This window comes from Mycobacterium sp. NTMscope_Eco_3, assembly GCF_976985685.1.
In genome coordinates this window covers 3,599,008-3,622,002 of sequence record NZ_CDRJYZ010000001.1, presented here as the reverse complement: position 1 = coordinate 3,622,002, position 22,995 = coordinate 3,599,008, and the positions used below count along the sequence as shown (strand labels likewise).

Annotated in this window: 27 protein-coding genes; 18 read left to right on the top strand and 9 right to left on the bottom strand. The window is 69.6% G+C overall.

Annotation, left to right across the window (positions count from 1 at the left end):
- Nucleotides 1-4 precede the first annotated feature (4 nt).
- Nucleotides 5-1,102, top strand: coding sequence for an acyl-CoA dehydrogenase family protein (locus tag AC0KTM_RS16540; RefSeq protein ID WP_238957338.1), 1,098 nt, complete (start codon nt 5-7; stop codon nt 1,100-1,102).
- Nucleotides 1,103-1,121: 19 nt separating this feature from the next.
- Here the strand turns inward: AC0KTM_RS16540 and AC0KTM_RS16535 are convergent, their stop codons facing one another.
- Nucleotides 1,122-1,871, bottom strand: coding sequence for a dienelactone hydrolase family protein (locus AC0KTM_RS16535; protein WP_238956410.1), 750 nt, complete (start codon nt 1,869-1,871; stop codon nt 1,122-1,124).
- Between the two features lie 210 nt (nt 1,872-2,081).
- Between AC0KTM_RS16535 and AC0KTM_RS16530 the strand changes: the two genes are divergently transcribed.
- The 7 genes from AC0KTM_RS16530 (at nt 2,082) to AC0KTM_RS16500 (ending at nt 9,049) form a co-directional block, all read left to right on the top strand.
- Nucleotides 2,082-2,882 (top strand): thymidylate synthase, encoded by an 801-nt coding sequence (locus AC0KTM_RS16530; protein WP_238956409.1) that lies wholly within the window; start codon nt 2,082-2,084, stop codon nt 2,880-2,882.
- Complete coding sequence (locus AC0KTM_RS16525) at nt 2,879-3,379, top strand: dihydrofolate reductase (protein WP_238956408.1); 501 nt, start codon at nt 2,879-2,881, stop codon at nt 3,377-3,379. Before AC0KTM_RS16530 ends, AC0KTM_RS16525 begins: the two co-directional genes overlap by 4 nt.
- Nucleotides 3,380-3,481: 102 nt before the next feature.
- Nucleotides 3,482-4,216, top strand: a complete 735-nt coding sequence (locus AC0KTM_RS16520; protein WP_238956407.1) for a cell division protein DivIVA — start codon at nt 3,482-3,484, stop codon at nt 4,214-4,216.
- Nucleotides 4,217-4,264: 48 nt separating this feature from the next.
- Nucleotides 4,265-5,476, top strand: coding sequence for a winged helix-turn-helix domain-containing protein (locus AC0KTM_RS16515; protein ID WP_472416149.1), 1,212 nt, complete (start codon nt 4,265-4,267; stop codon nt 5,474-5,476).
- Nucleotides 5,477-5,525: 49 nt separating this feature from the next.
- Nucleotides 5,526-6,278 carry an FAD-dependent thymidylate synthase gene (gene thyX / locus AC0KTM_RS16510; protein ID WP_238956405.1) on the top strand — a complete coding sequence of 251 codons (753 nt, stop codon included), beginning with the start codon at nt 5,526-5,528 and terminating at the stop codon, nt 6,276-6,278.
- 172 nt (nt 6,279-6,450) lie between these two features.
- Nucleotides 6,451-7,353, top strand: coding sequence for a 4-hydroxy-tetrahydrodipicolinate synthase (dapA, locus tag AC0KTM_RS16505; protein ID WP_238956404.1), 903 nt, complete (start codon nt 6,451-6,453; stop codon nt 7,351-7,353).
- A 19-nt stretch (nt 7,354-7,372) separates the two neighbouring features.
- Entirely contained in the window at nt 7,373-9,049 is a 1,677-nt protein-coding gene (locus tag AC0KTM_RS16500) for a ribonuclease J (RefSeq protein WP_472416147.1), read from the top strand.
- A 4-nt stretch (nt 9,050-9,053) separates the two neighbouring features.
- Here AC0KTM_RS16500 and AC0KTM_RS16495 read toward each other — a convergent pair whose 3' ends face one another.
- The 3 genes from AC0KTM_RS16495 to AC0KTM_RS16485 are packed head-to-tail and all read right to left on the bottom strand — an operon-like array spanning nt 9,054 to nt 11,076.
- A complete protein-coding gene (locus AC0KTM_RS16495) occupies nt 9,054-9,926 on the bottom strand; it encodes an SAM-dependent methyltransferase (RefSeq protein WP_238956402.1) in 873 nt (290 codons plus the stop codon).
- A 5-nt stretch (nt 9,927-9,931) separates the two neighbouring features.
- Nucleotides 9,932-10,762, bottom strand: coding sequence for a mycofactocin-coupled SDR family oxidoreductase (locus tag AC0KTM_RS16490; RefSeq protein ID WP_472416145.1), 831 nt, complete (start codon nt 10,760-10,762; stop codon nt 9,932-9,934).
- On the bottom strand, nt 10,762-11,076 hold the full coding sequence (locus AC0KTM_RS16485; protein ID WP_008258613.1) for a putative quinol monooxygenase: 315 nt from the start codon (nt 11,074-11,076) through the stop codon (nt 10,762-10,764). The genes AC0KTM_RS16490 and AC0KTM_RS16485 overlap by 1 nt, the downstream gene beginning before the upstream one ends.
- A gap of 169 nt (nt 11,077-11,245) precedes the next feature.
- On the opposite strand from AC0KTM_RS16485, the gene AC0KTM_RS16480 reads away from it, so the two are divergent.
- On the top strand, nt 11,246-13,771 hold the full coding sequence (locus AC0KTM_RS16480; RefSeq protein ID WP_472416143.1) for an FtsK/SpoIIIE family DNA translocase: 2,526 nt from the start codon (nt 11,246-11,248) through the stop codon (nt 13,769-13,771).
- A gap of 65 nt (nt 13,772-13,836) precedes the next feature.
- Here AC0KTM_RS16480 and AC0KTM_RS16475 read toward each other — a convergent pair whose 3' ends face one another.
- Nucleotides 13,837-14,370 (bottom strand): amino-acid N-acetyltransferase, encoded by a 534-nt coding sequence (locus tag AC0KTM_RS16475; protein ID WP_472416141.1) that lies wholly within the window; start codon nt 14,368-14,370, stop codon nt 13,837-13,839.
- Nucleotides 14,371-14,408: 38 nt separating this feature from the next.
- On the opposite strand from AC0KTM_RS16475, the gene pgsA reads away from it, so the two are divergent.
- From pgsA to pspM, 4 genes are all read left to right on the top strand, one after another.
- A complete protein-coding gene (gene pgsA, locus AC0KTM_RS16470; protein WP_225327651.1) occupies nt 14,409-15,008 on the top strand; it encodes a CDP-diacylglycerol--glycerol-3-phosphate 3-phosphatidyltransferase in 600 nt (199 codons plus the stop codon).
- Nucleotides 15,009-15,124: 116 nt separating this feature from the next.
- Complete coding sequence (gene clgR, locus AC0KTM_RS16465; protein WP_225327705.1) at nt 15,125-15,475, top strand: transcriptional regulator ClgR; 351 nt, start codon at nt 15,125-15,127, stop codon at nt 15,473-15,475.
- Between the two features lie 134 nt (nt 15,476-15,609).
- A complete protein-coding gene (gene pspA, locus AC0KTM_RS16460; protein ID WP_225327652.1) occupies nt 15,610-16,437 on the top strand; it encodes a phage shock protein PspA in 828 nt (275 codons plus the stop codon).
- 9 nt (nt 16,438-16,446) lie between these two features.
- Nucleotides 16,447-17,256: a phage shock envelope stress response protein PspM gene (pspM, locus tag AC0KTM_RS16455; RefSeq protein ID WP_238956399.1), complete on the top strand. Its 810-nt coding sequence runs from the start codon at nt 16,447-16,449 to the stop codon at nt 17,254-17,256.
- Here pspM and AC0KTM_RS16450 read toward each other — a convergent pair.
- Both AC0KTM_RS16450 and AC0KTM_RS16445 read right to left on the bottom strand, forming a co-directional pair.
- Nucleotides 17,253-17,654, bottom strand: a complete 402-nt coding sequence (locus tag AC0KTM_RS16450; RefSeq protein ID WP_238956398.1) for a DUF5313 domain-containing protein — start codon at nt 17,652-17,654, stop codon at nt 17,253-17,255. The genes pspM and AC0KTM_RS16450 overlap by 4 nt on opposite strands.
- Before the next feature lie 8 nt (nt 17,655-17,662).
- Nucleotides 17,663-18,094, bottom strand: coding sequence for a limonene-1,2-epoxide hydrolase family protein (locus AC0KTM_RS16445; protein ID WP_472416139.1), 432 nt, complete (start codon nt 18,092-18,094; stop codon nt 17,663-17,665).
- Between the two features lie 52 nt (nt 18,095-18,146).
- Between AC0KTM_RS16445 and AC0KTM_RS16440 the strand changes: the two genes are divergently transcribed.
- The 3 genes from AC0KTM_RS16440 to AC0KTM_RS16430 are packed head-to-tail and all read left to right on the top strand — an operon-like array spanning nt 18,147 to nt 19,882.
- Nucleotides 18,147-19,313 (top strand): glycosyltransferase, encoded by a 1,167-nt coding sequence (locus tag AC0KTM_RS16440; RefSeq protein ID WP_472416137.1) that lies wholly within the window; start codon nt 18,147-18,149, stop codon nt 19,311-19,313.
- A 49-nt stretch (nt 19,314-19,362) separates the two neighbouring features.
- Nucleotides 19,363-19,635, top strand: coding sequence for a hypothetical protein (locus AC0KTM_RS16435; RefSeq protein WP_472416135.1), 273 nt, complete (start codon nt 19,363-19,365; stop codon nt 19,633-19,635).
- 52 nt (nt 19,636-19,687) lie between these two features.
- A complete protein-coding gene (locus AC0KTM_RS16430) occupies nt 19,688-19,882 on the top strand; it encodes a DUF3046 domain-containing protein (protein ID WP_425326323.1) in 195 nt (64 codons plus the stop codon).
- Between the two features lie 10 nt (nt 19,883-19,892).
- Here the strand turns inward: AC0KTM_RS16430 and AC0KTM_RS16425 are convergent, their stop codons facing one another.
- Together AC0KTM_RS16425 and AC0KTM_RS16420 are read right to left on the bottom strand one after the other, a co-directional pair.
- Nucleotides 19,893-20,531 carry a flavodoxin family protein gene (locus AC0KTM_RS16425; RefSeq protein WP_472416133.1) on the bottom strand — a complete coding sequence of 213 codons (639 nt, stop codon included), beginning with the start codon at nt 20,529-20,531 and terminating at the stop codon, nt 19,893-19,895.
- Nucleotides 20,532-20,565: 34 nt separating this feature from the next.
- Nucleotides 20,566-21,231 carry a (2Fe-2S)-binding protein gene (locus AC0KTM_RS16420; RefSeq protein WP_238956394.1) on the bottom strand — a complete coding sequence of 222 codons (666 nt, stop codon included), beginning with the start codon at nt 21,229-21,231 and terminating at the stop codon, nt 20,566-20,568.
- Nucleotides 21,232-21,449: 218 nt separating this feature from the next.
- On the opposite strand from AC0KTM_RS16420, the gene recA reads away from it, so the two are divergent.
- Complete coding sequence (gene recA, locus AC0KTM_RS16415) at nt 21,450-22,499, top strand: recombinase RecA (protein WP_225327660.1); 1,050 nt, start codon at nt 21,450-21,452, stop codon at nt 22,497-22,499.
- On the top strand, nt 22,471-22,986 hold the full coding sequence (gene recX / locus AC0KTM_RS16410) for a recombination regulator RecX (protein WP_225327706.1): 516 nt from the start codon (nt 22,471-22,473) through the stop codon (nt 22,984-22,986). Before recA ends, recX begins: the two co-directional genes overlap by 29 nt.
- The last annotated feature ends 9 nt before the right edge of the window (nt 22,987-22,995 follow it).

Genomic DNA, 22,995 nt, shown 5'->3' with positions numbered 1-22,995 from the left:
GCGCGTGCCGACCGGCGACCTGCTCTACTCGGACACCGAAGAGGCGCTGCGGGCCGGCGTCCGTCAGCTGTTCGCCGAGCGTTGCCCGCCCGAGTCGGTGGCCGGCGCGTATGACGCGCAATCCCAAGACTTCTCGGGCGTGTGGCGGACGCTGGCCACCGAGCTGGGCGTGGCCGGCCTGCTGGTTCCCGAATCGCTCGGCGGCGCCGGCGCCGGCGTCCGCGAGGCCGCGGTGGTCATGGAGGAGATCGGCCGCGCGGTCGCACCGGTGCCGTTCTTGTCCAGCGCGGTCCTCGCCACGGTCGCGCTCATGCGGGCCGGGGACACCCAGACCGTCTCGGCGCTCGCCCAGGGCGAGCTGACGGCGGCGCTGGTGGTGCCGCTGACGGCAACGCCCGGCGACGCGGTCACCGGGGTGAGCGGCGGGCCCGACGGCCTCAGCGGATCGGTCACGCCCGTGGCCGGCGCCGGCGAGGCCGACGTGCTGGTGGTGCCGGTCGGCGGGCCGGACGGGCTCGAGCTGCACACCGTCGACCCCGCCGCAGCGGGCGTGCGGGTGTCGCCGCTGCTCGCGCTGGATATGACCAGACCCCTTGCCGCCGTGTCGTTTTCGAAAACGCCGTCGTCCCGGGTCGGGGCGGGCGACGGGCCGGTCGCCGACGCCGTCCTCACCGGGGCGGCCCTGCTGGCGTCCGAGCAACTCGGAGTCGCCCAATGGTGTTTCGACACCACGCTGGACTACGTCCGGCAACGCCGGCAGTTCGGCCGCACCATCGGCTCCTACCAGGCGATCAAGCACCGGCTGGCGGACCTGTGGTTCGACGTGGGGGCGGCGACGGCCGCGGCCCGCTATGCGGCCGACACCTGCGCTCGCGCCGACGACGACGCGGCCGCGGCGGCCGCCATCGCGCAGGCCTACTGCGGCGATGTCGCCGTGCACGCCGCCGAGGAATGCATCCAGCTGCACGGCGGCATCGGGATGACCTGGGAGTATCCCGCGCACCTCTACCTCAAGCGGGCCAAGAGCGACCAGCTGGCGTTCGGCACCGGCTACCGTCACCGCGCCCGGCTCGCCGAGTTGGTGAACCTGCCGCCAAGCTAGACAGCGCGCCGGGCAACCCTCAGCGCGGTAACGCCGCGGCGAACACCTCCGTCATCGCGGTCCAATGCCGCTCGGCGGCCGCGGGGTCATACGGCGCGTTGTCCGGGACGGCGAACCCGTGGCCCGCCGAATACCACTCGATGGTGTGCTCGACGCCGGCCGCCGTCAGCGCCTTGTCGAGCTGTTCGGCGTGATCGGCGGTGAACGACGCGTCGTTCTGGGCGCCGCCCACGTACACCGTCGCGGTCATCCGGTCGGCCAGCAGGTGCGGGCTGTCGTCGGAATCGGTTACCAGGCCGCCCCCGTGGAACGACGCCGCCGCGGCCACCCGGTCGGGCACCCGGCCGGCGACCATGAGCGACGTCCGCCCGCCCATGCAATAGCCGCACACGCCGAAGCGCTCGCCGGACACCTCGGGGCGGGCGGACAGGTAGTCGAAGAACGCGGTGGCGTCGGCGGCCATCCGGTCCGGGGTGACGCTGCCGATCATCGAAAACAAGCGTCCCCGTTCCGACTGGTCGCTGAAGACCGTCGCCATGTCGAACGGCGCCCATCCCGGGGTGCGGTAGTAGACGTCCGGGAGCAGCACGGCATAGCCGAATCCGGCCAGCTTGGCGGCCATCTGCTCAAACGTGTCCCGCACGCCGCCGGCGTCGGGATACATGACCACACCGGGCCACGGGACTTGGGATTCCGGCCCGTCGGGGGTGAACAGGTGCACCGTGCAGGTGCCATCGGGGGTGGTGACCACGTCGGTGATATTCGGCATGGCACCCGTTCTACTCCGCTCGCCTAGACGCCTAAACATCGGCGTCGACCCGCCGCGTCCGGCTTCGCCGCGCTTGCGATCGCCGCTGGATAAATCGGCGCCGACCCGCCGCGCCCGGCTTCGCCGCGCTCGCGATCGCCGCTGGATAAATCGGCGTCGACCCGCCGCGCCCGGCTTCGCCGCGCTTGCGATCGCCGCTAAGCTGACCGCGTGCCAATCCCGACGCCCTACGAGGACCTGCTCCGCCTGGTGCTCGACGCGGGAACGGAAAAATCCGACCGCACCGGCACCGGAACCCGAAGCCTGTTCGGTCAGCAGCTGCGCTATGACCTGTCGGCGGGCTTCCCGCTGCTCACCACCAAAAAGGTGCACCTCAAGTCGGTGGTGTATGAGTTGCTGTGGTTCCTGCGCGGCGATTCCAACGTCGCCTGGCTGCACGAGCACGGTGTCACCATTTGGGACGAATGGGCAAGTGACACAGGCGATCTCGGACCGATCTACGGCGTGCAATGGCGGTCCTGGCCGACACCGTCGGGCGAGCACGTCGACCAGATCAGCGCGGCCCTGGATTTACTGCGCACCGACCCCGACTCGCGGCGCATCATCGTGTCCGCCTGGAACGTCGGCGAAATCCCGCAGATGGCGTTGCCGCCCTGTCACGCCTTCTTCCAGTTCTACGTGGCCGACGGGCGGCTGAGCTGCCAGCTCTACCAGCGCAGCGCCGACCTGTTTCTGGGCGTGCCGTTCAACATCGCCAGCTACGCGCTGCTGACACACATGATGGCCGCGCAGTCCGGTCTGTCGGTCGGCGAATTCGTGTGGACGGGCGGGGACTGCCACATCTACGACAACCACGTCGAGCAGGTCCGGCTGCAACTGAGCCGCGAGCCGCGGCCTTACCCGGAACTCGTTCTGGGCAAACGTGATTCGATCTTCGACTACACCTACGACGACGTCGTCGTGCGCAATTACGATCCGCACCCGGCCATCAAAGCCCCCGTCGCGGTATGACGCGTGCCACCGTGGGCCTGGTGTGGGCCCAGTCGACCTCCGGCGTCATCGGGCGCGATGGCGGCATCCCGTGGAACGTGCCGGAAGATCTCGCCCGGTTCAAAGAGGTGACCATTGGGCACACCGTGGTGATGGGCCGGCGGACATGGGACTCGTTACCGGCCAAGGTGCGGCCGCTGCCCGGCCGGCGCAACGTCGTGCTGTCCCGCGAGAACGGCTTCGCCGCCCACGGCGCTCAGGTGGTCGGCTCGCTGGACGCGGCGTTCGCCCAGGCCGAGGGCGAGCCCGCGGTGTGGGTAATCGGCGGTGGGCAGGTGTATCTGGCCGCGTTGCCGTACGCCACTCGCTGCGAGGTCACCGAGATCGAGGTCGACCTGCGCCGCGACGACGACGACGCGCTGTCGCCCGCCCTGGACGAAACCTGGGTGGGCGAGGCGGGGGAGTGGCAGGCCAGCCGCTCCGGGCTGCGGTACCGCTTCCACAGCTACCGTCGCTGAGTCTGCGCACCCGCTCGCGCTCGGCCCTGACCTGACATACTCGGACTCGGGGGTCGGTCGCACAGGTTCTACCAGCCGTTTGGTGAAAAGGGGGAATTGGCAGTGATAACCGAACCCGTGAAGACGTTCTCGCGAAAGTTCATGGGCTACGACGCGGCCGCGGTCGATGCCCACATCGAGATGCTGGCCACCAAACAGCAGCTGCTGCTTGACGATGTCGAGAGCCTGCGGGCCCGGCTGCAGGAATCCGGCGAGCAAACCGCCGCGCTGCGCAAGGAAGTCGCCGTCCTCACCGACACCTCACCCTCGCCGCACGCCATGCAGAAGCGGATGGCGAAAATGCTGCGGCGCGCGGTCGACGAGGTCGCCGAGATGCAGGCCGAGGCGCGCGCCGAGGCGGACGCGTTGATCGCGGCGGCCGAGGCCGAAGCCGAAGCCGCCGAGCGCAAGCGCGACGAGGTGCTCGCGGACATGGCCGCGCAGCAGAAGGCGCTCGAAACCGAGTACGAACAGACCAAAGAAAAGCTCGAGGCCGAACTGGCGGGCATGCGCGCCGAGACCCAAGCGGCGATCGACGAGGCGCGTCAAAAAGCCGAGCGGGAGTGCGAGCGGCTCCTCGGGGACGCGAAGCAGGGGGCCGACCACTACCGTGACAACGCCCGGCGTGCGGTCGACGAGGCGACCGCGCGGCGAATCGAGATCCTCGAGCAGCTGATGGGCGTCTACCGCGACCTCGACGGGGTTCCGGCCGCGCTCGAGTCGGCCTACCAAGAACAGAAGAACCCGGCCGAGGACGGCGCCCTGACGCCGGTGGACGGCAAGGTCCGTGCGGGCTGAGCTTGCGCCTGCGCCGACGGGCGCGGCCGGGGCGGTATTCTCAGCGCCGTGTCGACCCGCAGGCTGTCCGCCGCTCAAGCCCGGCGGATTGCCGTTGCGGCCCAAGGATTTAACGAGCCCCGGCCGGGCGGCGAGATCACCCGGGCGCATCTGAAGCGGCTGATCTCCAGGATCCAAGTGCTGCAACTGGATTCGGTGTCGGTGGCGGTGCGCGCCCACTACGCCCCGGTGTTCAGCCGGCTCGGCCCCTACGACCGCGACGTGCTCGACCGCGCGGCCTGGGGCCCGCGTTCGTCGCGGCTGCTGGCCGAATATTGGGCGCATGAGGCCGCGCTGATGGCCGTCGAGGACTGGCCGCTGCTGCGCTGGCGGATGCGCCAGTACACCCATGGCCGGTGGGGAACCCATATCGTCAAGGCCAATCCGCGGCTGGCCGAGGAGGTGGTGGCCGCCGTCGCCGAACTCGGCCCCAGCACGGCCGGCCAAATCGAAGCGCATCTGGCCGCCGAGCCGCGCGGGCCACGCGGAAGCTGGTGGGGCAGCCGCAGCGACACCAAGTGGGTGGCCGAGGCGCTGTTCTCCTCCGGGGTGCTCACCACGGCCACCCGGGTGGGCTTCGCCCGCCATTACGACCTGGTGGAGCGGGTGCTGCCGGCCGCGGTGCTGGCCCGCCAGGTCGACGACGACGAGGCGATCCGCGAACTGACGCTGCGGGCGGCCACCGCCCTGGGCGTGGGCACCGAGGCCGACATCCGCGACTATTTTCGGCTGTCCGCGGCCCAGGTCAAGCCTGCGATCGCGGAGCTGTTGGCCGCCGGTGACATCGAGCGGGTCGACGCCGACGGCTGGTCCGCCCCGGCCTACCTGCGCGCGGGCCGGACGGTGCCCCGCGTCGACCGCGGCACCGCGCTCCTCTGCCCGTTCGACCCGCTGATCTTCTTCCGGCCGCGGGTCGAGCGGCTCTTCGAATTCCATTACCGCATAGAGATTTACACGCCGGCCGCCAAACGACAGTACGGGTACTACGTGTGGCCGCTGCTGATGGACGGGCAGTTGGTGGCGCGGGTCGACCTCAAGGCCGACCGGTCCGCCGACTCGCTGCGCGTCGTCGGCGCGTTCGCCGAACCCGAAGCCCCCAAAGCCCGCGTCGCCGCGGCGCTGGCCGGCGAACTCGAGTCCATGGCGTCCTGGCTGGGCCTGGGCGGGTTCAGCGTTTCCAGCCGGGGAGACCTGGCCGCCGACCTGCGGGCGGTCCGCTGATGCCCGGCCTCCGATACCGATGCGCCCGGCACGCCTTAAGGTGAGCGCCGTGGCCGAGATCGCGCCGCTGCGCGTGCAACTGATCGCCAAGACCGAGTTCTTGGCGCCCCCGGACGTGCCGTGGAGCACCGATGCCGACGGTGGCCCCGCGCTGGTGGAGTTCGCCGGCCGGGCCTGCTATCAGAGCTGGTCGAAGCCCAACCCCAAGACGGCGACCAACGCCGGCTACATCAAGCACATCATCGACGTCGGACACTTTTCGGTGCTCGAGCACGCGAGCGTGTCGTTCTACATCACCGGCCTGTCGCGCTCGTGCACGCACGAGCTGATCCGGCACCGGCACTTCTCCTACTCGCAGCTGTCGCAGCGCTACGTCCCGGAGACGGAGTCGCACGTCGTCGTGCCGCCCGGCCTGGAAGACGATCCCGAACTGCAGCAGATCCTGGCCGCGGCCGCCGACGCCAGCCGCGCTACCTACACCGAGTTGCTGAGCAGGCTGGAGGCAAAATTCGCCGACCAGCCGAACGCCATCCTGCGGCGCAAGCAGGCGCGCCAGGCCGCCCGCGCCGTGCTGCCCAACGCCACCGAAACCCGCATCGTCGTCACCGGCAACTACCGGGCCTGGCGGCACTTCATCGCCATGCGCGCCAGCGAGCACGCCGACGTGGAAATCCGGCGGCTGGCCATCGAATGCCTGCGTCAACTGGCGAGCGCGGCGCCCGCGGTGTTCGCCGACTTCGAGATCTCCACGCTGGCCGATGGGACCGAGGTCGCGACCAGCCCGTTGGCGACCGAAGCCTGACCCCGGCTGTCACTGCCGTCACTCGGCCGTGGGGCGTTGTCGCTGCTAGGCGGGCACGTGTCTACCATCCGCCCGGCCGTGACTCCCGCGACCGCTGAGCCGACGTCCGTCGCGGCAACGCGCGCTCGTGCGGGTGCGAAATACCTTGCTGGCGCCAGGTAACCTGAACACCGTGAGCACGGTCGGATTCGACGCCCCAGCGCGGTTGGGAACCGTGCTGACCGCGATGGTGACACCGTTTCGCCCCGACGGCTCCCTCGACACCGCCACCGCCGCGCAATTGGCCAACCACCTGATCGACGCCGGCTGCGACGGACTGGTGGTCTCCGGCACCACCGGCGAGTCGCCGACCACCACCGACGACGAGAAGCGAGAACTGCTGCGCGTCGTGCTGGAGGCGGTGGGCGACCGGGCCCGCGTCATCGCCGGCGCGGGCACCTACGACACCGCGCACAGCGTCCGGCTGGCCAAGGCCTGCGCGGCCGAAGGCGCGCACGGGCTGCTGGTGGTCACGCCCTACTACTCGAAGCCACCCCAGAGCGGGCTGATCGCGCATTTCACCACCGTCGCCGACGCGACCGAACTGCCGGTGGTGCTCTACGACATCCCGCCCCGCTCGGTGATCCCGATCCAGCCCGAGACGATCCGCGCACTCTCGGCGCACCCGAATATCGTCGGCATCAAAGACGCCAAGGCCGACCTGCACAGCGGCGGCCAGATCATCGCCGAGACCGGCCTGGCCTACTACTCCGGCGACGATGCGCTGAACCTGCCGTGGCTGGCGATGGGCGCCACCGGCTTCATCAGCGTGATCTCCCACGTGGCGGCCAATCAACTTCGGGAAATGTTGTCCGCCTTCAATTCTGGTGATATCGCCACCGCTCGCAAGATCAACTCCAACCTCGCCCCGCTGTGCGACGCGATGGGGCGCCTGGGTGGGGTGACGTTGTCCAAGGCGGGTCTGCGCCTGCAGGGCATCGAGGTCGGCGATCCCCGGCTGCCCCAAATGCCCGCCACGCCAGAGCAAATCGACGCATTGGCCGCCGACATGCGTGCGGCCTCGGTGCTCAGGTGACCCAAGGAGCGTCCGAGAAGTGGATGTAGACCTCGCCCCGCCAGGCCCATTGGCCAACGGAGGGTTGCGGGTCACAGCCCTGGGCGGTATCAGCGAAATCGGCCGCAACATGACGGTTTTCGAACACCTGGGCCGGCTGCTGATCATCGACTGCGGGGTGATGTTCCCCACCCACGACGAGCCCGGGGTCGACCTGATCCTCCCGGATTTGCGCCATATCGAAGACCGCCTCGACGACATCGAGGCGCTGGTGCTCACCCACGCCCACGAGGACCACATCGGCGGCATTCCGTTCCTGCTCAAGCTGCGGCCCGACATCCCGGTCGTCGGTTCGAGATTCACGCTCGCGCTGGTCGCCGCGAAGTGCCGCGAGCACCGCCTCAAACCGGTGTTCGTCGAGGTGGCCGAGGGCCAGAAAAGCACCCACGGCGCATTCGAATGCCAATACTTCGCCGTCAACCACTCCATTCCCGACGCGCTGGCGATCGCCGTGCACACCGGCGCGGGAACGGTTTTGCACACCGGCGACATCAAACTCGACCAGCTTCCGCTGGACGGCCGGCCGACCGACCTCCCCGGCATGTCCCGCCTCGGTGACGCCGGGGTGGACCTGTTCCTGTGTGATTCGACCAACTCCGAGCTGCCCGGCGTCGGGCCGTCGGAAAGCGAAGTAGGTCCGACGCTGCACCGCCTGATCCGCGGCGCCGACGGACGCGTCATCGTGGCGTGCTTCGCCTCCAACGTGGACCGCGTCCAGCAAATCATCGACGCCGCAGTGGCATTGGGCCGGCGGGTGTCGTTCGTCGGCCGCTCCATGGTGCGCAACATGGGCATCGCCCGAGAGCTCGGCTTTCTGCGGGTGGCGGATTCCGACGTGATCGACATCGGCGCCGCCGAGATGATGCCGCCCGAGCAGGTGGTGCTGATCACCACCGGCACCCAGGGCGAGCCGATGTCGGCGTTGTCGCGGATGTCGCGCGGTGAGCACCGCAGCATCACGCTGACCGCGGGTGACCTCGTGGTGCTGGCGTCGTCGCTGATCCCGGGCAACGAGGAGGCCGTCTACGGCGTCATCGACGAACTCGCCAAGATCGGGGCCCGTGTCGTCACCAACGCCCAAGCGCGCGTTCACGTTTCGGGCCACGCCTACGCCGGTGAACTGTTGTTCCTGTACAACGGGATTCGGCCCCGCCACGTCATGCCCGTGCACGGGACGTGGCGGATGCTGCGCGCCAACTCCAAGCTGGCGGCCCGCACCGGGGTGCCGGAGGAGGCAATCCTGCTCGCCGAGAATGGGGTCAGCGTCGACCTGGTCGCGGGCAAGGCCGCGATAGCCGGGGCGGTGCCGGTCGGCAAGATGTTCGTCGACGGCCTGATCAACGGCGACGTCGGCGACATCACGCTGGGTGAGCGCCTCATCCTGTCGTCGGGGTTCGTCGCGGTGACCGTCGTGGTCCAGCGCGGCACCGGGCGCCCGGTGGCCCCACCGCACCTGCATTCGCGCGGATTCTCCGAAGACCCCAAGGCGCTCGAGCCGGCCGTGCGCAGGGTCGAGGCGGAGCTGGAAGCGCTTGCGGCCGAGAACATCACCGACCCGAGCCGCATCGCCCAGGGCGTCCGGCGCACCATCGGCAAGTGGGTGGGCGAAACCTATCGCCGCCAGCCGATGATCGTGCCGACCGTCATCGAGGTCTGACCAGTTAGATCTTCTCCGCGTAGGCCGACCACTCCAGTTGCGACGCCTTGAGTTTGCGCCCGGTGGGCGCGACATAACGCTGCGCGAGTTCGTCGGGCCCGGCTTGCTCCACCAGCCGCCAGCCGTACTCGGCGACGAACGCGGCGACGTCGTCGGGCTGCAAGCCGAAATGCCACAGCTGCCGGCGCTGACGGACGTTGCGGTACAGCGTGCGGGTGCCATACAGGTTCGTGCCGTCGATGAAATCCCTACGGACGTAGGTGAACACCAAACGGCTGCCGGGCGCCGCCGCGCGCAGCCCCTCCAGCGTGCGGCGGACGGTCGCCTCGGTTAGGTACTGCGTGACGCCCTCGCAGATGAAGAAGACCCGGTAGTCGGTGCGATAACCGTGCTCGGCGAGCGCGGTGAGCAGGTCGTCGTGCTCGAGGTTCAACGCCACCAACCGCACCGACAGCGGCGGCTCACCGAGCACCCGGCGGACCGTCTTGAACTTGCGGGCGATGTTGACCGGCAGGTCGACCTCGAACACCGGGATGCGGACCCGCCGCGTCAGCAGATAGGCGCGGGTGTCCAGCCCCGCCCCCAGGATGACGACGGCGTCGATGTCGTCGAGCGACTCGGCGAGCTTGTCGGCGATAAAACGCTTGCGGCAGGCCAGGTTCGCCCACAGCCCCGGGCCGGTGAACTCCGAGCCGCGGATCATCAGGCGACGAACCGGCGCGTACCGCGTCGCGCCGACCAGCCACCGCAGCGGGCGGGGCAGGAACAGCTCGGCGAAATCGTCGTCCACCAGGCGGCGCCCGGGCGGCTCGTTTTGCTCGACGGCCGCCAACACCATGGGGCCGAACGCCGTCTGGGCTACCGGATTTCGCGCCATGGCCGCTACTTGTTCAAGAAGCCCGCGTCGACCGGCAAGGTGACCCCCGTGATGTAGCGGGCCTGATCGGACACCAGCCAGGCCACCGCGTTGGCGATGTCCTCGGCGTCGAGCACCTCCACCGGCATGGCGTTGCCCATGGCGCCCGGCGTGTCCGTCGCGGCGGCCATCTTCGCCAGCCATTCCCGGGTGAACTCGTTGTTGATCATCGGCGTCTCGACACCGGACGGATGAATCGAGTTGACCCGAATCATCTGCCCGGCAAGCAGATTCGCGTATATCCGCATCAACCCGACGACCCCGTGCTTGGCGGCTGCGTAGCCCACCGAACCGGCGTCCGGGCTGCCGACGCCGGCCAGCCCGGCGCTGGAGCTGATCAACACGATCGAGCCGCCGGTGCCCTGCTTGACCATGGTGGGTATCGCGACCTTGATCGTGTGGTACACGCCGGTGAGGTTGACGTCGATGACGTCGTGCCAGCCGTCGTCACCGGATTGCATGGGAGCGATCCCCGCGTTGGCCACCACGATGTCGAGGCGGCCGAACGCGTCGAGACCCGCTTGCAGTGCCGCCGACAGGGATTCGCGGTCGCGGACGTCGGCACGGGAGGCCACGATGCGCGCGCCCGTGTCCTCCACGAGCTTCACGGTGGCCGCCAGGTCCTCCGGCGTGGCCAGCGAGTAGGGGACGCTGGCGATCTGGTCGCACAGATCGACGGCGATGATGTCGGCGCCGTCGGCGGCCAGTCGCACGGCGTGCGCGCGCCCCTGGCCGCGCGCGGCGCCGGTGATGAAGGCGACCTTCCCTTTCAGCGGGCCTTCGGCCGACGGGGCCATCAGGGACGCAACTGTCCCTTGGCCGGATCGCCCGCCGAGATCGTCTGCAACATCTTGATGTCGGGGGCGCCGTCGAGGTGTTCCCCGGCCGCGCTGAACATCTTGCCGATCGCCGGGGCGGTGCTGTGCGCCTTGAGCGCCTCCTCGTCGGCCCATTGCTCGATGAAGACGAAGGTCTCGCCCGAATGATGCAGCGAATACAGCTGACAGCCCGGCTCGTCGTGCACCTCTTCGACCGCGCGGGTGAGGATGTCGCGAACGGTGTCGACCGATTCCGGTTTGACGGTCATGGTGGCGACGACGACAACGGGCATTGATGGCCTCCTGGGCGCTCCGGGTTTGGGTGACGAGCACGACTTCTGTCACCGAAATGTCACCCTACTCACGCCCCCGGGGACCCGATCCGCCACATGCCGCACAAGCCGAACCGTTACCAGTGTGGCGGGTGGTGTAGATGATGTCGGTGCGACTACCCTTGCCGTCATGCCCAGTAAGACCGCCGCCCGCTCCGGAAGCCGAACGAGCAGGTCAAAGGCCCGTTCGCGCGCCGGCGGGTCCCGCGGCGCGCGACCAGCGGCGCCCCGCAGGAAGCCCAGCAGGCCCGTCCGGCGCCGGAATCACTCGCCACTGGTCGGAATCGGGCTGACCTGCGGCCGCGCCCTGCGCGCCACCTGGCTGATGGCCGCGCGCGGGACGGGGGGCGCCGCCCGGTCGATCGGGCGGGCCCGCGACATCGACCCCGGCCACCGCCGCGACGGCATCGCCCTGCTTTTACTGGGCTTTTCCGTGGTGGTCGCCGCGAGCTCGTGGTTCCACGCCGCCGGGCCGGTCGGTGCGTGGGTCGACACCGTCCTGCGGACCTTCATCGGCGCCGGCGTACTGGCGCTGCCCGTCGTCACCGCCGCGGTGGGGGTGACCCTGATGCGGACCGAGCCCAACCCCGACGTGCGCCCCAGGCTGATCCTCGGCGCCAGCCTGATCACCCTGTCGGTGCTGGGCCTGCGTCACCTGTGGTCGGGCTCGCCGGGCGATCCGGAACCGCGCCGGCGCGCGGCGGGATTCATCGGCTTCGCCATCGGCGGGCCGCTCTCGGACGGGCTCACCCCCTGGATCGCCGCGCCGCTGCTGTTCATCGGCTTCATGTTCGGCCTGTTGCTGTTGACGGGCACCACCATCCGGGAGCTGCCCGTGGTGATGCGCAACCTGTTCCACACCCGGTTCGTCGACGAGGTCTACGGCGACGAGCCCTACGACTACGCCGACGAGTTCGACGAGGACGACGCCGAACCCGCGCACGACGATTACTACGAGGACGCATCCCCGGAGCCGGACGACCAGCCGGCGCCGTGGTCGCCGGACGACGACGCCCAGGCCGCGCTGCAGGACGACATCCCCACGGTCCCCGAACCGGCCGTACAACCCGGCGCAGAATCCGGCGCGACGCGGGGCCGCAAGCGCGGACGATCGGGCAAGCAGGACACCATCGAGCTGGACCGCGTCGTCGAGGGGCCCTACACGCTGCCGTCGCTGAGCCTGCTGGTGGCCGGGGACCCGCCCAAGAAGCGCAGCGCCGCCAACAACGTCATGGCCGACGCCATCACCGAGGTGCTGACCCAGTTCAAGGTGGACGCGGCGGTGACCGGTTGCACCCGCGGACCGACCGTCACCCGTTACGAGGTCGAGCTGGGCCCGGGCGTCAAGGTCGAGAAAATCACCGCGCTGCAGAAGAACATCGCCTACGCGGTGGCCACCGAAAGCGTGCGCATGCTGGCCCCGATTCCCGGCAAGTCCGCCGTGGGCATCGAGGTGCCCAACACCGATCGGGAAATGGTGCGGCTGGCCGACGTGCTCACCGCGCCGTCGACGCGGCGCGACCACCACCCGCTGGTGATCGGGCTGGGCAAGGACATCGAGGGCGACTTCATCTCGGCCAACCTGGCCAAGATGCCGCACCTGCTGGTCGCCGGCTCCACCGGATCCGGTAAGTCCAGCTTCGTCAACTCGATGCTGATCTCGCTGCTGGCCCGGGCCACCCCGGAAGAGGTCAGGATGATCCTGATCGACCCGAAGATGGTGGAACTCACGCCGTACGAGGGCATTCCGCATCTGATCACCCCGATCATCACGCAGCCCAAGAAGGCGGCGGCCGCGCTGGCGTGGCTGGTCGAGGAGATGGAGCAGCGCTACCAGGACATGCAGGCGTCGCGGGTGCGCCACATCGACGACTTCAACGAGAAGGTGCGCTCCGGGGCCATCACCGCGCCACTGGGCAGCCAGCGCGAGTACCGGCCCTACCCGTACGTGGTGGCGATCGTCGACGAGCTGGCCGACCTGATGATGACCGCGCCCCGCGACGTCGAGGACGCCATCGTGCGGATCACCCAAAAGGCCCGCGCCGCAGGCATTCACCTGGTGCTGGCCACCCAACGTCCGTCGGTGGACGTGGTCACCGGGCTCATCAAGACCAACGTGCCGTCGCGGCTGGCGTTCGCCACGTCGTCGCTCACCGATTCCCGGGTGATCCTGGACCAGGCCGGCGCGGAGAAGCTGATCGGCATGGGCGACGGCCTGTTCCTGCCGATGGGGGCGGGCAAGCCGATCCGGTTGCAGGGCGCGTTCATCACCGACGAGGAGATCCAGGCCGTCGTCACCGCCTGCAAGGACCAGGCCGAACCCGAGTACACCGAGGGCGTCACCAACGCCAAGCCCACCGGGGAACGCACGGACGTCGACCCGGACATCGGCGACGACATGGACGTCTTCCTGCAGGCCGTCGAGCTGGTGGTGTCCAGCCAGTTCGGCTCCACCTCGATGCTGCAGCGCAAGCTGCGCGTCGGCTTCGCCAAGGCCGGCCGGCTGATGGACCTGATGGAGACCCGCGGCATCGTCGGGCCCTCCGAGGGGTCCAAGGCGCGTGAGGTGCTGATCAAGCCCGACGAGCTGGCCGGAACGCTGGCGTTGATCCGGGGCGGCGCCGACGCCGACGGCGGCGACCCCGACACCGACTAGCGCGAGCAGACGCAGAATCGCGCGCGGGCGGCCCGCGCAGTGCGATTCTGTGTCTGCTCGCGGTGTTACAGCACCAGCAGCATCCGGGAGTTGCCCAGGATGTTCGGCTTGACGTAGCTCAGGTCCAAGAACTCGGCCACACCGATGTCGTAGGAGCGGCACATCTCCTCGAACACCTCGGCGGTGACCGGCGTGCCCTCGATCTCGGTGAACCCGCGCCGCGCGAAGAAGTCGGTCTCGAACGTCAACACGAACAGCCGCTTGAGCGCCAACTCGCGGGCGACTTCCAGCAGCCGGTCGACGATCGCGTGGCCGATGCCGTGGCCGGTCATCGCCGGGTTGACCGCGACGGTCCGCACCTCGCCGAGGTCGGCCCACAGCACGTGCAGCGCCCCGCAACCGACCACGCGGCCCTCGTGCTCGGCCACCCAGAACTCCTGAACCGACTCGTAGAGCGTCACGAGGTTCTTTTCGAGCAGGATCTTTCCCGCGTATGTGTCGACCAGTTGCTTGATGGCGGGAACATCGGGCGTTCGCGCTCGCCGAACCAGCGGCCGGTAGCCCTGTGGACTTCTGCTCACGGCTAACAGTATCGGCATCCGGGACGGCCGCGCTGGTCAACCGTTATTCTGTTGCGGTGTCGGGGCAGCCGCAGACGGGTCCGGTGGTAGGCCGCGCGAATATCGCCAATCTCGCCAATACGCTGACGCTGCTGCGGCTGGTGCTGGTCCCCGTCTTCCTGCTCGCCCTGTTCGCCGGCGACGGCCAGCAGGCCGGCTTGCGGGTGGTGGCCTTCCTCATCTTCGCGGTGGCCTGCATCACCGATCGGCTGGACGGGCTGCTCGCCCGCAACTACGGTATGGCAACCGAATTCGGCGCGTTCGTCGACCCGATCGCCGACAAGACGCTGGTGGGATCGGCGCTGATCGGGCTGTCGATGCTCGGCGAGCTGCCGTGGTGGGTCACCGTGGTGATCCTGGTTCGCGAATTCGGGGTCACCGTGCTGCGGCTGGCCGTGATCCGCCGCGGAGTCATCCCGGCCAGCTGGGGCGGCAAGCTCAAGACCGTCGTGCAGGTGCTGGCCATCGGATTGTTCGTCCTGCCTTGGGCAGGAACGCCGGGACCGTTCCGGGTGGCCGCGGCCGTGGTGATGGGCGCGGCGATCGTGCTGACGGTGATCACCGGGATCGACTACGTGGTGTCGACCGTCCGGGAAGTGCGCCGCACGAACGGTTGATTCCGGGGCGCCGAGCGGGAACCAGACCACCGTCGGCGGCGTTCACCTTAATGAGCACCTGCCGGAGGCAAGCTGAGTACGTGCCGCGCAGGGCCGACTGGACGAAGGAGGGCGGGATGCCGCCATTGGTGCGCGAGGTCATCGGCGATGTGCTGCGCGAGACCCGCACGACACAGGGCCGGACGCTGCGTGAGGTGTCCGATTCGGCGCGGGTGAGCCTCGGCTATCTGTCCGAGGTGGAACGCGGCCGCAAGGAGCCGTCGAGCGAGTTGCTCAACGCGATCTGCGACGCGCTGGACGTCCCGTTGTCGTCGGTTCTCACCGACGCCGGTGAACGGATGGCCGGCCAGGAAAGGGCCCACGAGCGCGCCGCCGTCGGCGCGCCCGCCGAGGCGGCCACGGGCACCAGCATCGACGTCAGCACCAAGGTCGTCATTCCGCCGGTGGCATCGCTGGCGCTGGCCTGAGCGCCCGTGGACCGATCCCGCCCAAGGGGTGGGGCGATCGGCACCAACCCATTAAATTGAGCGTCAGGCGCAGGGCCCGTCAGGGTCGATCCGGAACCATCCGGCCCCTCAAGAAGCGAAGGTGGAGCTAACTCATGGCCAATCCGTTCGTCAAGGCGTGGAAGTACCTCACGGCGCTATTCAACGCGAAGATCGACGAGCACGCAGACCCCAAGGTCCAGATCCAGCAGGCCATCGAGGAAGCGCAACGCACGCACCAGGCGCTGACGCAGCAGGCCGCGCAGGTCATCGGCAACCAGCGCCAACTCGAGATGCGGCTCAACCGTCAGCTGGCCGACGTGGAAAAACTCCAGGTCAACGTGCGTCAGGCCCTCACTCTGGCCGACCAGGCCACCGCCGCCGGGGACGCCGCCAAGGCCACCGAATACAACAACGCCGCCGAGGCGTTCGCCGCCCAGCTGGTCACCGCCGAGCAAAGCGTCGAAGACCTCAAGACCCTGCACGATCAGGCGCTGAACGCGGCCGGACAAGCCAAGAAGGCGGTCGAACAGAACGCCATGGTGCTGCAGCAGAAGATCGCCGAGCGCACCAAACTGCTCAGCCAGCTCGAGCAGGCCAAGATGCAGGAACAGGTCAGCGCCTCACTGCAGTCGATGAGCGATCTGGCCGCCCCGGGCAACGTCCCCAGCCTCGACGAGGTGCGCGACAAGATCGAACGCCGGTACGCCAACGCGATCGGGGCCGCCGAGCTGGCGCAGGGCTCGGTCCAGGGCCGGATGCTCGAGGTCGAACAGGCCGGCGTGCAGATGGCCGGCCATTCCCGGCTCGAGCAGATCCGCGCGTCCATGCGCGGCGAGGCGCTGCCGACCGGGGGCACGCCCGCGGCGGGGTCCACTCCCGCCACCCCCGCGCCCGCGGAGAGCGCCGGCGGCGCGGTCAGCGAGAAGCCACTTGGTCAGTAGCCCGGTGTCATGGCGGTGAACGCGCCGCGCCCCGGCCTGTTGCGCGCGTTGCTGCACCGCGGATTGGCCACCGCCGCCGACCTTTCCGACCTGGTGGCCCGCAAGATCAGCGCGGCCGCGGATCCACGCGCGCGGCAGCTGCGTCGCCGCCGCCGCGCACTGCGGTGGGGCCTGATATTCGGGGCGGGGTGCCTGTTCTGGGCGGTGGTGACGATGCTGCTCGCCGCCTGGGGATGGTTCGCGTTGCTGCTGGAGATCACCGGCGGCGTCGCGGTCGTCATGGCCATCCCGGCCACCCTGTTGCTGCTGCGCTACCGCTGGCTGCGGTCCGAGCCGCTGCCGGTGCCCCGGACCACGAACGCGCGCCGGCTGCCGCCGCCGGGTTCGGCGGCGCGCCCCGCGATGTACGCGCTGGGCGCCTCCGAACGCGGATTCTTCTCGTTGGTGGCCGTGCTGGAGCGGGGCGCGATGTTGCCGACGGCCGAGATCCGCGACCTGACCGCGGCCGCCACCAAAACCTCCGCGGCCATGGCGTCCACCGCCGCGCAGGTGGTGTCGATGGAGCGGGCGGCTCAGGCCAGCGAAGAGTCGCGGTCGTATCTGGTGCCGACCATCAACGCGTTCACCGCGCAACTGAGCGCCGGCGTCCGTCAATACAACGAAATGGTCACCGCCGCAGCGCAATTGGTGTCCTCGGCTAACGGTGACGGGCTCGCCGAGTCGCAGCGGTACCGCACCGAGCTGGCCGGGGCCACGGACCGCCTGGTCGGTTGGGCGCAGGCGTTCGACGAACTCGGCGGACTGCGCGGCGCGAGCTAGTCTTCCGGGCGCGGGCCGTAGCGCTCGATGTACGACTGATGCATGCGGGCGTCGCGCTTGCGGGCCAGCTCGTCGACCAATTCGGGATCCAGATCGTGCACCGCCAGCATGTGCCGGCGCCACACCTTGTTGAGCGCGTGCGAAAAGTACACGAACGGAATGAGAATCGGCAGCGTCATGCTCAGATGCACGTCGAGCGTCGTCGGGATCAACCAGAACGGGGCCAGCACCACCACCGCCGGTACCGCCACGCGGCGCATCATCCGCGCGCTCGCACCCTTGCCGGCCAGATCGTTGCGCACCCAGTCGCGCATCGAGTCCGGCAGCCGGCCACCGCAGCAATAGCGGACGAACTGCACGAAATTCGGCCGCGTGCGGTTGGCGTCCCGGTTCGTCATCGCATCGCTCAGAACGACGCTCTCAGCGACGGCAGCACCAGCGCCCCCAGGCCGCGGGCGGTGGCCTTGAGCATGTCGAAGAAGTCGAAGTAGTCCCGCCACAACGTGATTCGCCCGTTATGGACCTCGAACACGCCGCACACCCAGAACTGCAGCCGCAGGGGCCCGAAGATCAGCGCGTCGGTGCGTTCGGTGAGCACCGCGCCGCCGTCGGCCGCGATGCGGTGGATCTTCACCTCGAAGGCGGCGCGGCCCTCCATCTGGCGAAACAGCTTCATGGCCCTGGCGCGGCCATGGATGGTGGGCAGGCCGACGTTTTCGTAGACGAGGTCGTCGGCCAGCGCGGCGTCGGCGGCCTCGTAATCGGCGTCCTGCAGCGCGTTCAGGAATCCCTCGACCGTGCGGGTGTTCGCCACGGTCGTCCCAGTCAGCTCGGTCATCTTGCCAGCGTAGGCGAGTGCGGCGGCCGGGCGCTGTGGCAGGGTAAGGCCGATGCGAGTCGCCGTGGTCGCCGGGCCGGATCCCGGGCATTCGTTCCCGGCGATCGCGCTGTGCCGGCGTTTCGCCGAGGCGGGCGACGAGCCCACGCTGTTCACCGGCGCCGAATGGATCGACACCGCCCGCGGCGCCGGCATCGACGCCGTCCCGCTGGACGGGCTGGTGGCCACAGACGACGACGTCGACGCCGGGGCCAGGATCCACCGGCGCGCCGCGCGGATGGCCGTGCTCAATGTGCCCGCGCTGCGCGACCTGGCGCCCGACCTGGTGGTCTCCGACGTCATCACCGCGGGCGGCGGTATGGCCGCCGAGCTGTTGGGGATCCCGTGGATCGAACTCAATCCGCATCCGCTGTATCTGCCGTCGAAAGGCCTGCCGCCGATCGGCAGCGGGCTGGCGCCGGGAACCGGGATCCGGGGCCGGCTGCGCGACGCGGCGATGCGCGCGCTCACCGCGCGTTCCTGGCGGGCCGGTCTGCGGCAACGCGCGGCGGTGCGCACCGAGATCGGGCTGCCGGCCGACGACGCCGGGCCGCTACGACGGCTGATCGCCACGCTGCCCGCCTGCGAGGTGCCCCGCCCGGACTGGCCGCCGGAGGCGGTGCTGGTGGGCCCGCTGCACTTCGAGCCGACCGACCGGGCGCTGGAAATCCCGGCGGGGTCCGGGCCCGTGGTGGTGGTCGCGCCGTCGACCGCGCTGACCGGCACCGAAGGCCTGGCCGAGGTGGCGCTGGCCCGCCTGATACCGGGGGACACGCTGCCGGCGGGGGCGCGGGTGGTGGTCTCGCGGCTGGGCGGAGCGGAGCTGACGGTGCCGCCGTGGGCGGTCGTCGGGCTCGGCAGCCAGGCCGAATTGCTGACGCACGCCGACGTGGTGATCTGCGGCGGCGGGCACGGAATGGTGGCCAAGACGCTGCTGGCGGGCGTGCCGCTGGTCGCGGTGCCCGGCGGCGGCGACCAGTGGGAGATCGCCAACCGGATGGTCCGCCAGGGCAGCGCGCGGCTGGTTCGGCCGCTGACCGCCGACGCGCTGGTGGCCGCGGTCAACGAGGTGCTGGCGTCGCCCCGCTACCGGGCCGCGGCGCAACGAGCCGCCGCCGGCATCGCCGAGGTCGCCGACCCGGTCCGGGTGTGCCACGACGCGCTGGCGGTGGCCGGATGACCCGCCGCGCATCCCCTTATGCTCCTTATGCTTCGGCGGGAGGCATGCAATGAGGATGATCGCGGCAGTCACGGCCGGCGCCCTGATGGCCGGCTCGGTATTCGGGGCGGGTGCCGCGCGCGCCGACAGCCCCGAGGAGCAGCAGGCCTGCCGGTTGATGGACGATCCGGCCGCCGCCGAGCAGGGGCTCGGGCCCGCCGAATACGCGTTCATGCAGTTGCGCGCCACGATGTCGGCGCAACGCGCCCGCGACACCATGTCCCTCGCGGCCCAGGAGGACTGCCCGAATCACATCATCGACCTGCCGGCGAGCTGGCGGTGACGGCGTTCGCGCCCGGGTGTCCGATCCATGCCCGCTGGGTATGTTCACTGGCGTGCGGCTAACGGAGTTTCACGAGCGGGTGGTGCTGCGCTTCGGTACCACCTACGGGTCATCGGTCTTGGTCGATCACGTGCTGACGGGTTTCGACGGGCGGACGGCCGCCCAGGCCATCGAGGAGGGGATCGAGCCCCGCGACGTCTGGCGGGCGTTGTGCGTCGACTTCGACGTGCCCCACGAGCAGTGGTGATCCGCGCGCGTTATTCGTATGCCGGATAAGGGTTTTGGCGCAGCACGGCGGCCAGGTGGATGGCGTTGCGGGTCGCGTTGCCGGTGGCGGACGCGACCGCCTCGGGGACGTTGTCGAGGTCGGTGTAGTCCGTGCCCTGCATGGCCTCGCCGTTCCAGTAGGTGCAGCCTTGCGCGGCGATCGAGAACCCGATGTCGTTGAGCGCCTGAAAGAGGTCGGCCACGATCTTGTGCGCGCCGTCCTCGTTGCCGACGACCGCCGCCAGCGCCACCTTGCCCACCATCGCCGGTCGTCCCGCGTCGTCGGTGTCGGACAGCTCGGCATCGAGGCGCTCCAGGACGCGCTGCGCGACGCTGGACATGTGCCCGACCCAGGTGGGCGTCGACACGATGACGATGTCCGCCGCCTTGACCTTGGTCAGCAGCGCCGGCCACTCGTCGCCCGGCCCCATGTCCGCCTCGACACCGGGCAGCAGCGCCAGGTCCACGCACCGCACCTTCTCGCCCTCGACGCCCGCGCCGCGCAGCGCATCGAGCAACTGATCGGCGAGCAGCTCGCTGCTGGACGGCGCGGGGCTCTTCTTCAACGAGCAGATCAGCGCGAGGGCGCGCAGGGATTGCGCTGCGGGTGAGGCCATGGCTGGCCGCATACCCCGGCGCGGCGGCACCAAACGACGCCCGGTCCTACCGTGGCGTCCGCTGAAGCGCGCAGTCCCCGCACAGGGAGCCCCCGGGCAGGCGATAGAACAGGCAGCAGCTGCGGCGCCGGAAGCCCAGCTGCGGGCCGGTGAGGACACCGGATCCGGCCAGCACGCCGGTGTCCAACAGGGAGCGGGTCGTCTCGGCGATCGCGCCGCGCAGGTCGGGCCGCGCCGAGAGCAGCGCCCGCGCGGCCCCCACCAGCGCGGAGGCGATGTTGCCCGCGAGCAGGGCGGGCGCCAGCTTGACCCGCAGGCCGGCGGCGAGCGGGCGCATGTGCTCGCTCACCACGACGCGATACAGCGCGTCCGGTGCGGGCGAGGTGATGGGCTCCCCGAGGGGTTTGGGCAGTCGCAGCTGTGCGCCGTCGTCGGCGCGTTGCAGGTCGTCGAGGTCGGGCAGGACGCCGTGGCCGATCGCGCACGCGAGCACCGGCGACCACAGCCGGGTGGCGTGGCCGAGATGAACCAGTGAGGCGCCGATCCGCGAGTCGGTGGAGCCGTAGCGCCGGACGGTGGCGTCGACCAGGTCGGCGCAGCCGTCGGCATAGGACTGCTTGACCGGATGCCATCCCGCCGCGTCGCCCCCGACGGCCAGGGCGAAAAAGCCTCCGTAGGAAGCCGTTTCGGCCAGCTCGGTGGAGATGTCCATCGCGTCGCGCCCGCCTCTTGAGGAAGTCCGCCCGGAAGCCCCCGTCGACGCCTTTCGGTAGCCGATGTTGCCACACGACCGGCGTGTCAGGCTTGAATCGAACACCTGTTCGGCTAGTGTGGTGAGCGTTCGCCAGTCAACTTGTCGGTGGCCTTCTCTAGTGTCACCGCCAACCGACCGATACCGGTCAGACGAACACCGACTATAGGAGAGGCACCATGGCGCAAGCCCCCGATCGCGAAAAGGCTCTCGAACTGGCGATGGCCCAGATCGAAAAGAGCTACGGCAAAGGCTCGGTGATGCGTCTCGGCGACGAGACGCGTCAGCCGATCTCGACCATCCCGACCGGATCCATCGCACTGGACGTGGCCCTGGGCATCGGCGGCCTGCCCCGCGGGCGGGTCGTGGAGATCTACGGCCCGGAATCCTCGGGTAAGACCACCGTCGCCCTGCACGCCGTTGCCAACGCCCAGGCCGCCGGCGGCGTCGCGGCCTTCATCGACGCCGAGCACGCCCTGGACCCGGAGTACGCCAAGAAACTCGGCGTGGACACCGATTCCCTGCTGGTTAGCCAGCCGGATACGGGGGAGCAGGCCCTCGAGATCGCCGACATGCTGATCCGCTCCGGCGCTCTGGACATCCTGGTCATCGACTCGGTGGCCGCGCTGGTGCCGCGCGCCGAGCTCGAAGGCGAGATGGGGGACAGCCACGTCGGTCTGCAGGCCCGGCTGATGAGCCAGGCGCTGCGGAAAATGACTGGCGCGCTGAACAATTCGGGCACCACCGCGATCTTCATCAACCAGCTCCGCGAGAAGATCGGGGTGATGTTCGGCAGCCCCGAAACCACCACGGGTGGAAAGGCGTTGAAGTTCTACGCGTCGGTGCGCATGGACGTGCGCCGGATCGAGACGCTCAAGGACGGCACCAACGCGGTCGGTAACCGCACCCGGGTCAAGATCGTCAAGAACAAGGTGGCACCGCCCTTCAAGCAGGCCGAGTTCGACATCCTCTACGGCCAGGGGATCAGCCGGGAAGGCTCGCTGATCGATATGGGTGTGGAGCACGGCTTCATCCGTAAGTCCGGCTCCTGGTTCACCTATGAGGGCGAGCAGCTCGGCCAGGGCAAGGAGAACGCTCGTACCTTCTTGATGGAGAACGACGACGTGGCCAACGAGATCGAGAAGAAGATCAAGGAAAAGCTTGGCATTGGCGCGGTCATGACCGATGACCCCTCCGGTGATGTCCTCCCCGCACCCGTCGACTTCTGAGCCCTCCCGCGAAGAGCAGGCGCGGGTGTTGTGCCTGCGCCTGCTCACCGCGAGAGCGCGCACCCGGGCCGAGCTGCACGGCCGGCTGGCCAAGCGCGGCTATCCCGACGACGTCAGCGAGCGGGTGCTCGACCGGTTGGCCTCCGTCGGCCTGATCGATGACACCGACTTCGCCCAGCAGTGGGTGCGGTCCCGTCGCGCGCACGCCGGAAAAAGCAAGCGCGCCTTGGCCGCCGAGTTGCACACCAAGGGCGTCGACAACGACGTGATCACCACCGTGCTGGCCGGCATCGACGCCGGCGCCGAGCGGGACCGGGCCGAGCAGCTGGTCCGGGCCAAGCTGCGTCGCGAGACGCTGGCCGACGATGACGCGCGGGTGACGCGCCGGCTGGTGGGGATGCTGGCGCGCCGTGGCTACAGCCAGAACCTCGCGTGCGAGGTGGTGTTCGCCGAGCTGGCCGCCGAGCGGGAGCGCCGCCGCGTCTAGCCCGGTGAC

Excerpts from the sequence above, each read along its gene's own strand:
- AC0KTM_RS16535 (WP_238956410.1), bottom strand. The coding sequence starts at position 1,871 with ATGCCGAATATCACCGACGTGGTCACCACCCCCGATGGCACCTGCACG.
- AC0KTM_RS16525 (WP_238956408.1), top strand. The coding sequence starts at position 2,879 with ATGACGCGTGCCACCGTGGGCCTGGTGTGGGCCCAGTCGACCTCCGGC.
- AC0KTM_RS16495 (WP_238956402.1), bottom strand. The coding sequence starts at position 9,926 with ATGGCGCGAAATCCGGTAGCCCAGACGGCGTTCGGCCCCATGGTGTTG.
- AC0KTM_RS16490 (WP_472416145.1), bottom strand. The coding sequence starts at position 10,762 with ATGGCCCCGTCGGCCGAAGGCCCGCTGAAAGGGAAGGTCGCCTTCATC.
- AC0KTM_RS16485 (WP_008258613.1), bottom strand. The coding sequence starts at position 11,076 with ATGCCCGTTGTCGTCGTCGCCACCATGACCGTCAAACCGGAATCGGTC.
- AC0KTM_RS16480 (WP_472416143.1), top strand. The coding sequence starts at position 11,246 with ATGCCCAGTAAGACCGCCGCCCGCTCCGGAAGCCGAACGAGCAGGTCA.
- AC0KTM_RS16475 (WP_472416141.1), bottom strand. The coding sequence starts at position 14,370 with ATGCCGATACTGTTAGCCGTGAGCAGAAGTCCACAGGGCTACCGGCCG.
- clgR (WP_225327705.1), top strand. The coding sequence starts at position 15,125 with ATGCCGCCATTGGTGCGCGAGGTCATCGGCGATGTGCTGCGCGAGACC.
- pspA (WP_225327652.1), top strand. The coding sequence starts at position 15,610 with ATGGCCAATCCGTTCGTCAAGGCGTGGAAGTACCTCACGGCGCTATTC.
- pspM (WP_238956399.1), top strand. The coding sequence starts at position 16,447 with ATGGCGGTGAACGCGCCGCGCCCCGGCCTGTTGCGCGCGTTGCTGCAC.
- AC0KTM_RS16450 (WP_238956398.1), bottom strand. The coding sequence starts at position 17,654 with ATGACGAACCGGGACGCCAACCGCACGCGGCCGAATTTCGTGCAGTTC.
- AC0KTM_RS16445 (WP_472416139.1), bottom strand. The coding sequence starts at position 18,094 with ATGACCGAGCTGACTGGGACGACCGTGGCGAACACCCGCACGGTCGAG.
- AC0KTM_RS16440 (WP_472416137.1), top strand. The coding sequence starts at position 18,147 with ATGCGAGTCGCCGTGGTCGCCGGGCCGGATCCCGGGCATTCGTTCCCG.
- AC0KTM_RS16435 (WP_472416135.1), top strand. The coding sequence starts at position 19,363 with ATGAGGATGATCGCGGCAGTCACGGCCGGCGCCCTGATGGCCGGCTCG.
- AC0KTM_RS16425 (WP_472416133.1), bottom strand. The coding sequence starts at position 20,531 with ATGCGGCCAGCCATGGCCTCACCCGCAGCGCAATCCCTGCGCGCCCTC.
- AC0KTM_RS16420 (WP_238956394.1), bottom strand. The coding sequence starts at position 21,231 with ATGGACATCTCCACCGAGCTGGCCGAAACGGCTTCCTACGGAGGCTTT.
- recA (WP_225327660.1), top strand. The coding sequence starts at position 21,450 with ATGGCGCAAGCCCCCGATCGCGAAAAGGCTCTCGAACTGGCGATGGCC.
- recX (WP_225327706.1), top strand. The coding sequence starts at position 22,471 with ATGTCCTCCCCGCACCCGTCGACTTCTGAGCCCTCCCGCGAAGAGCAG.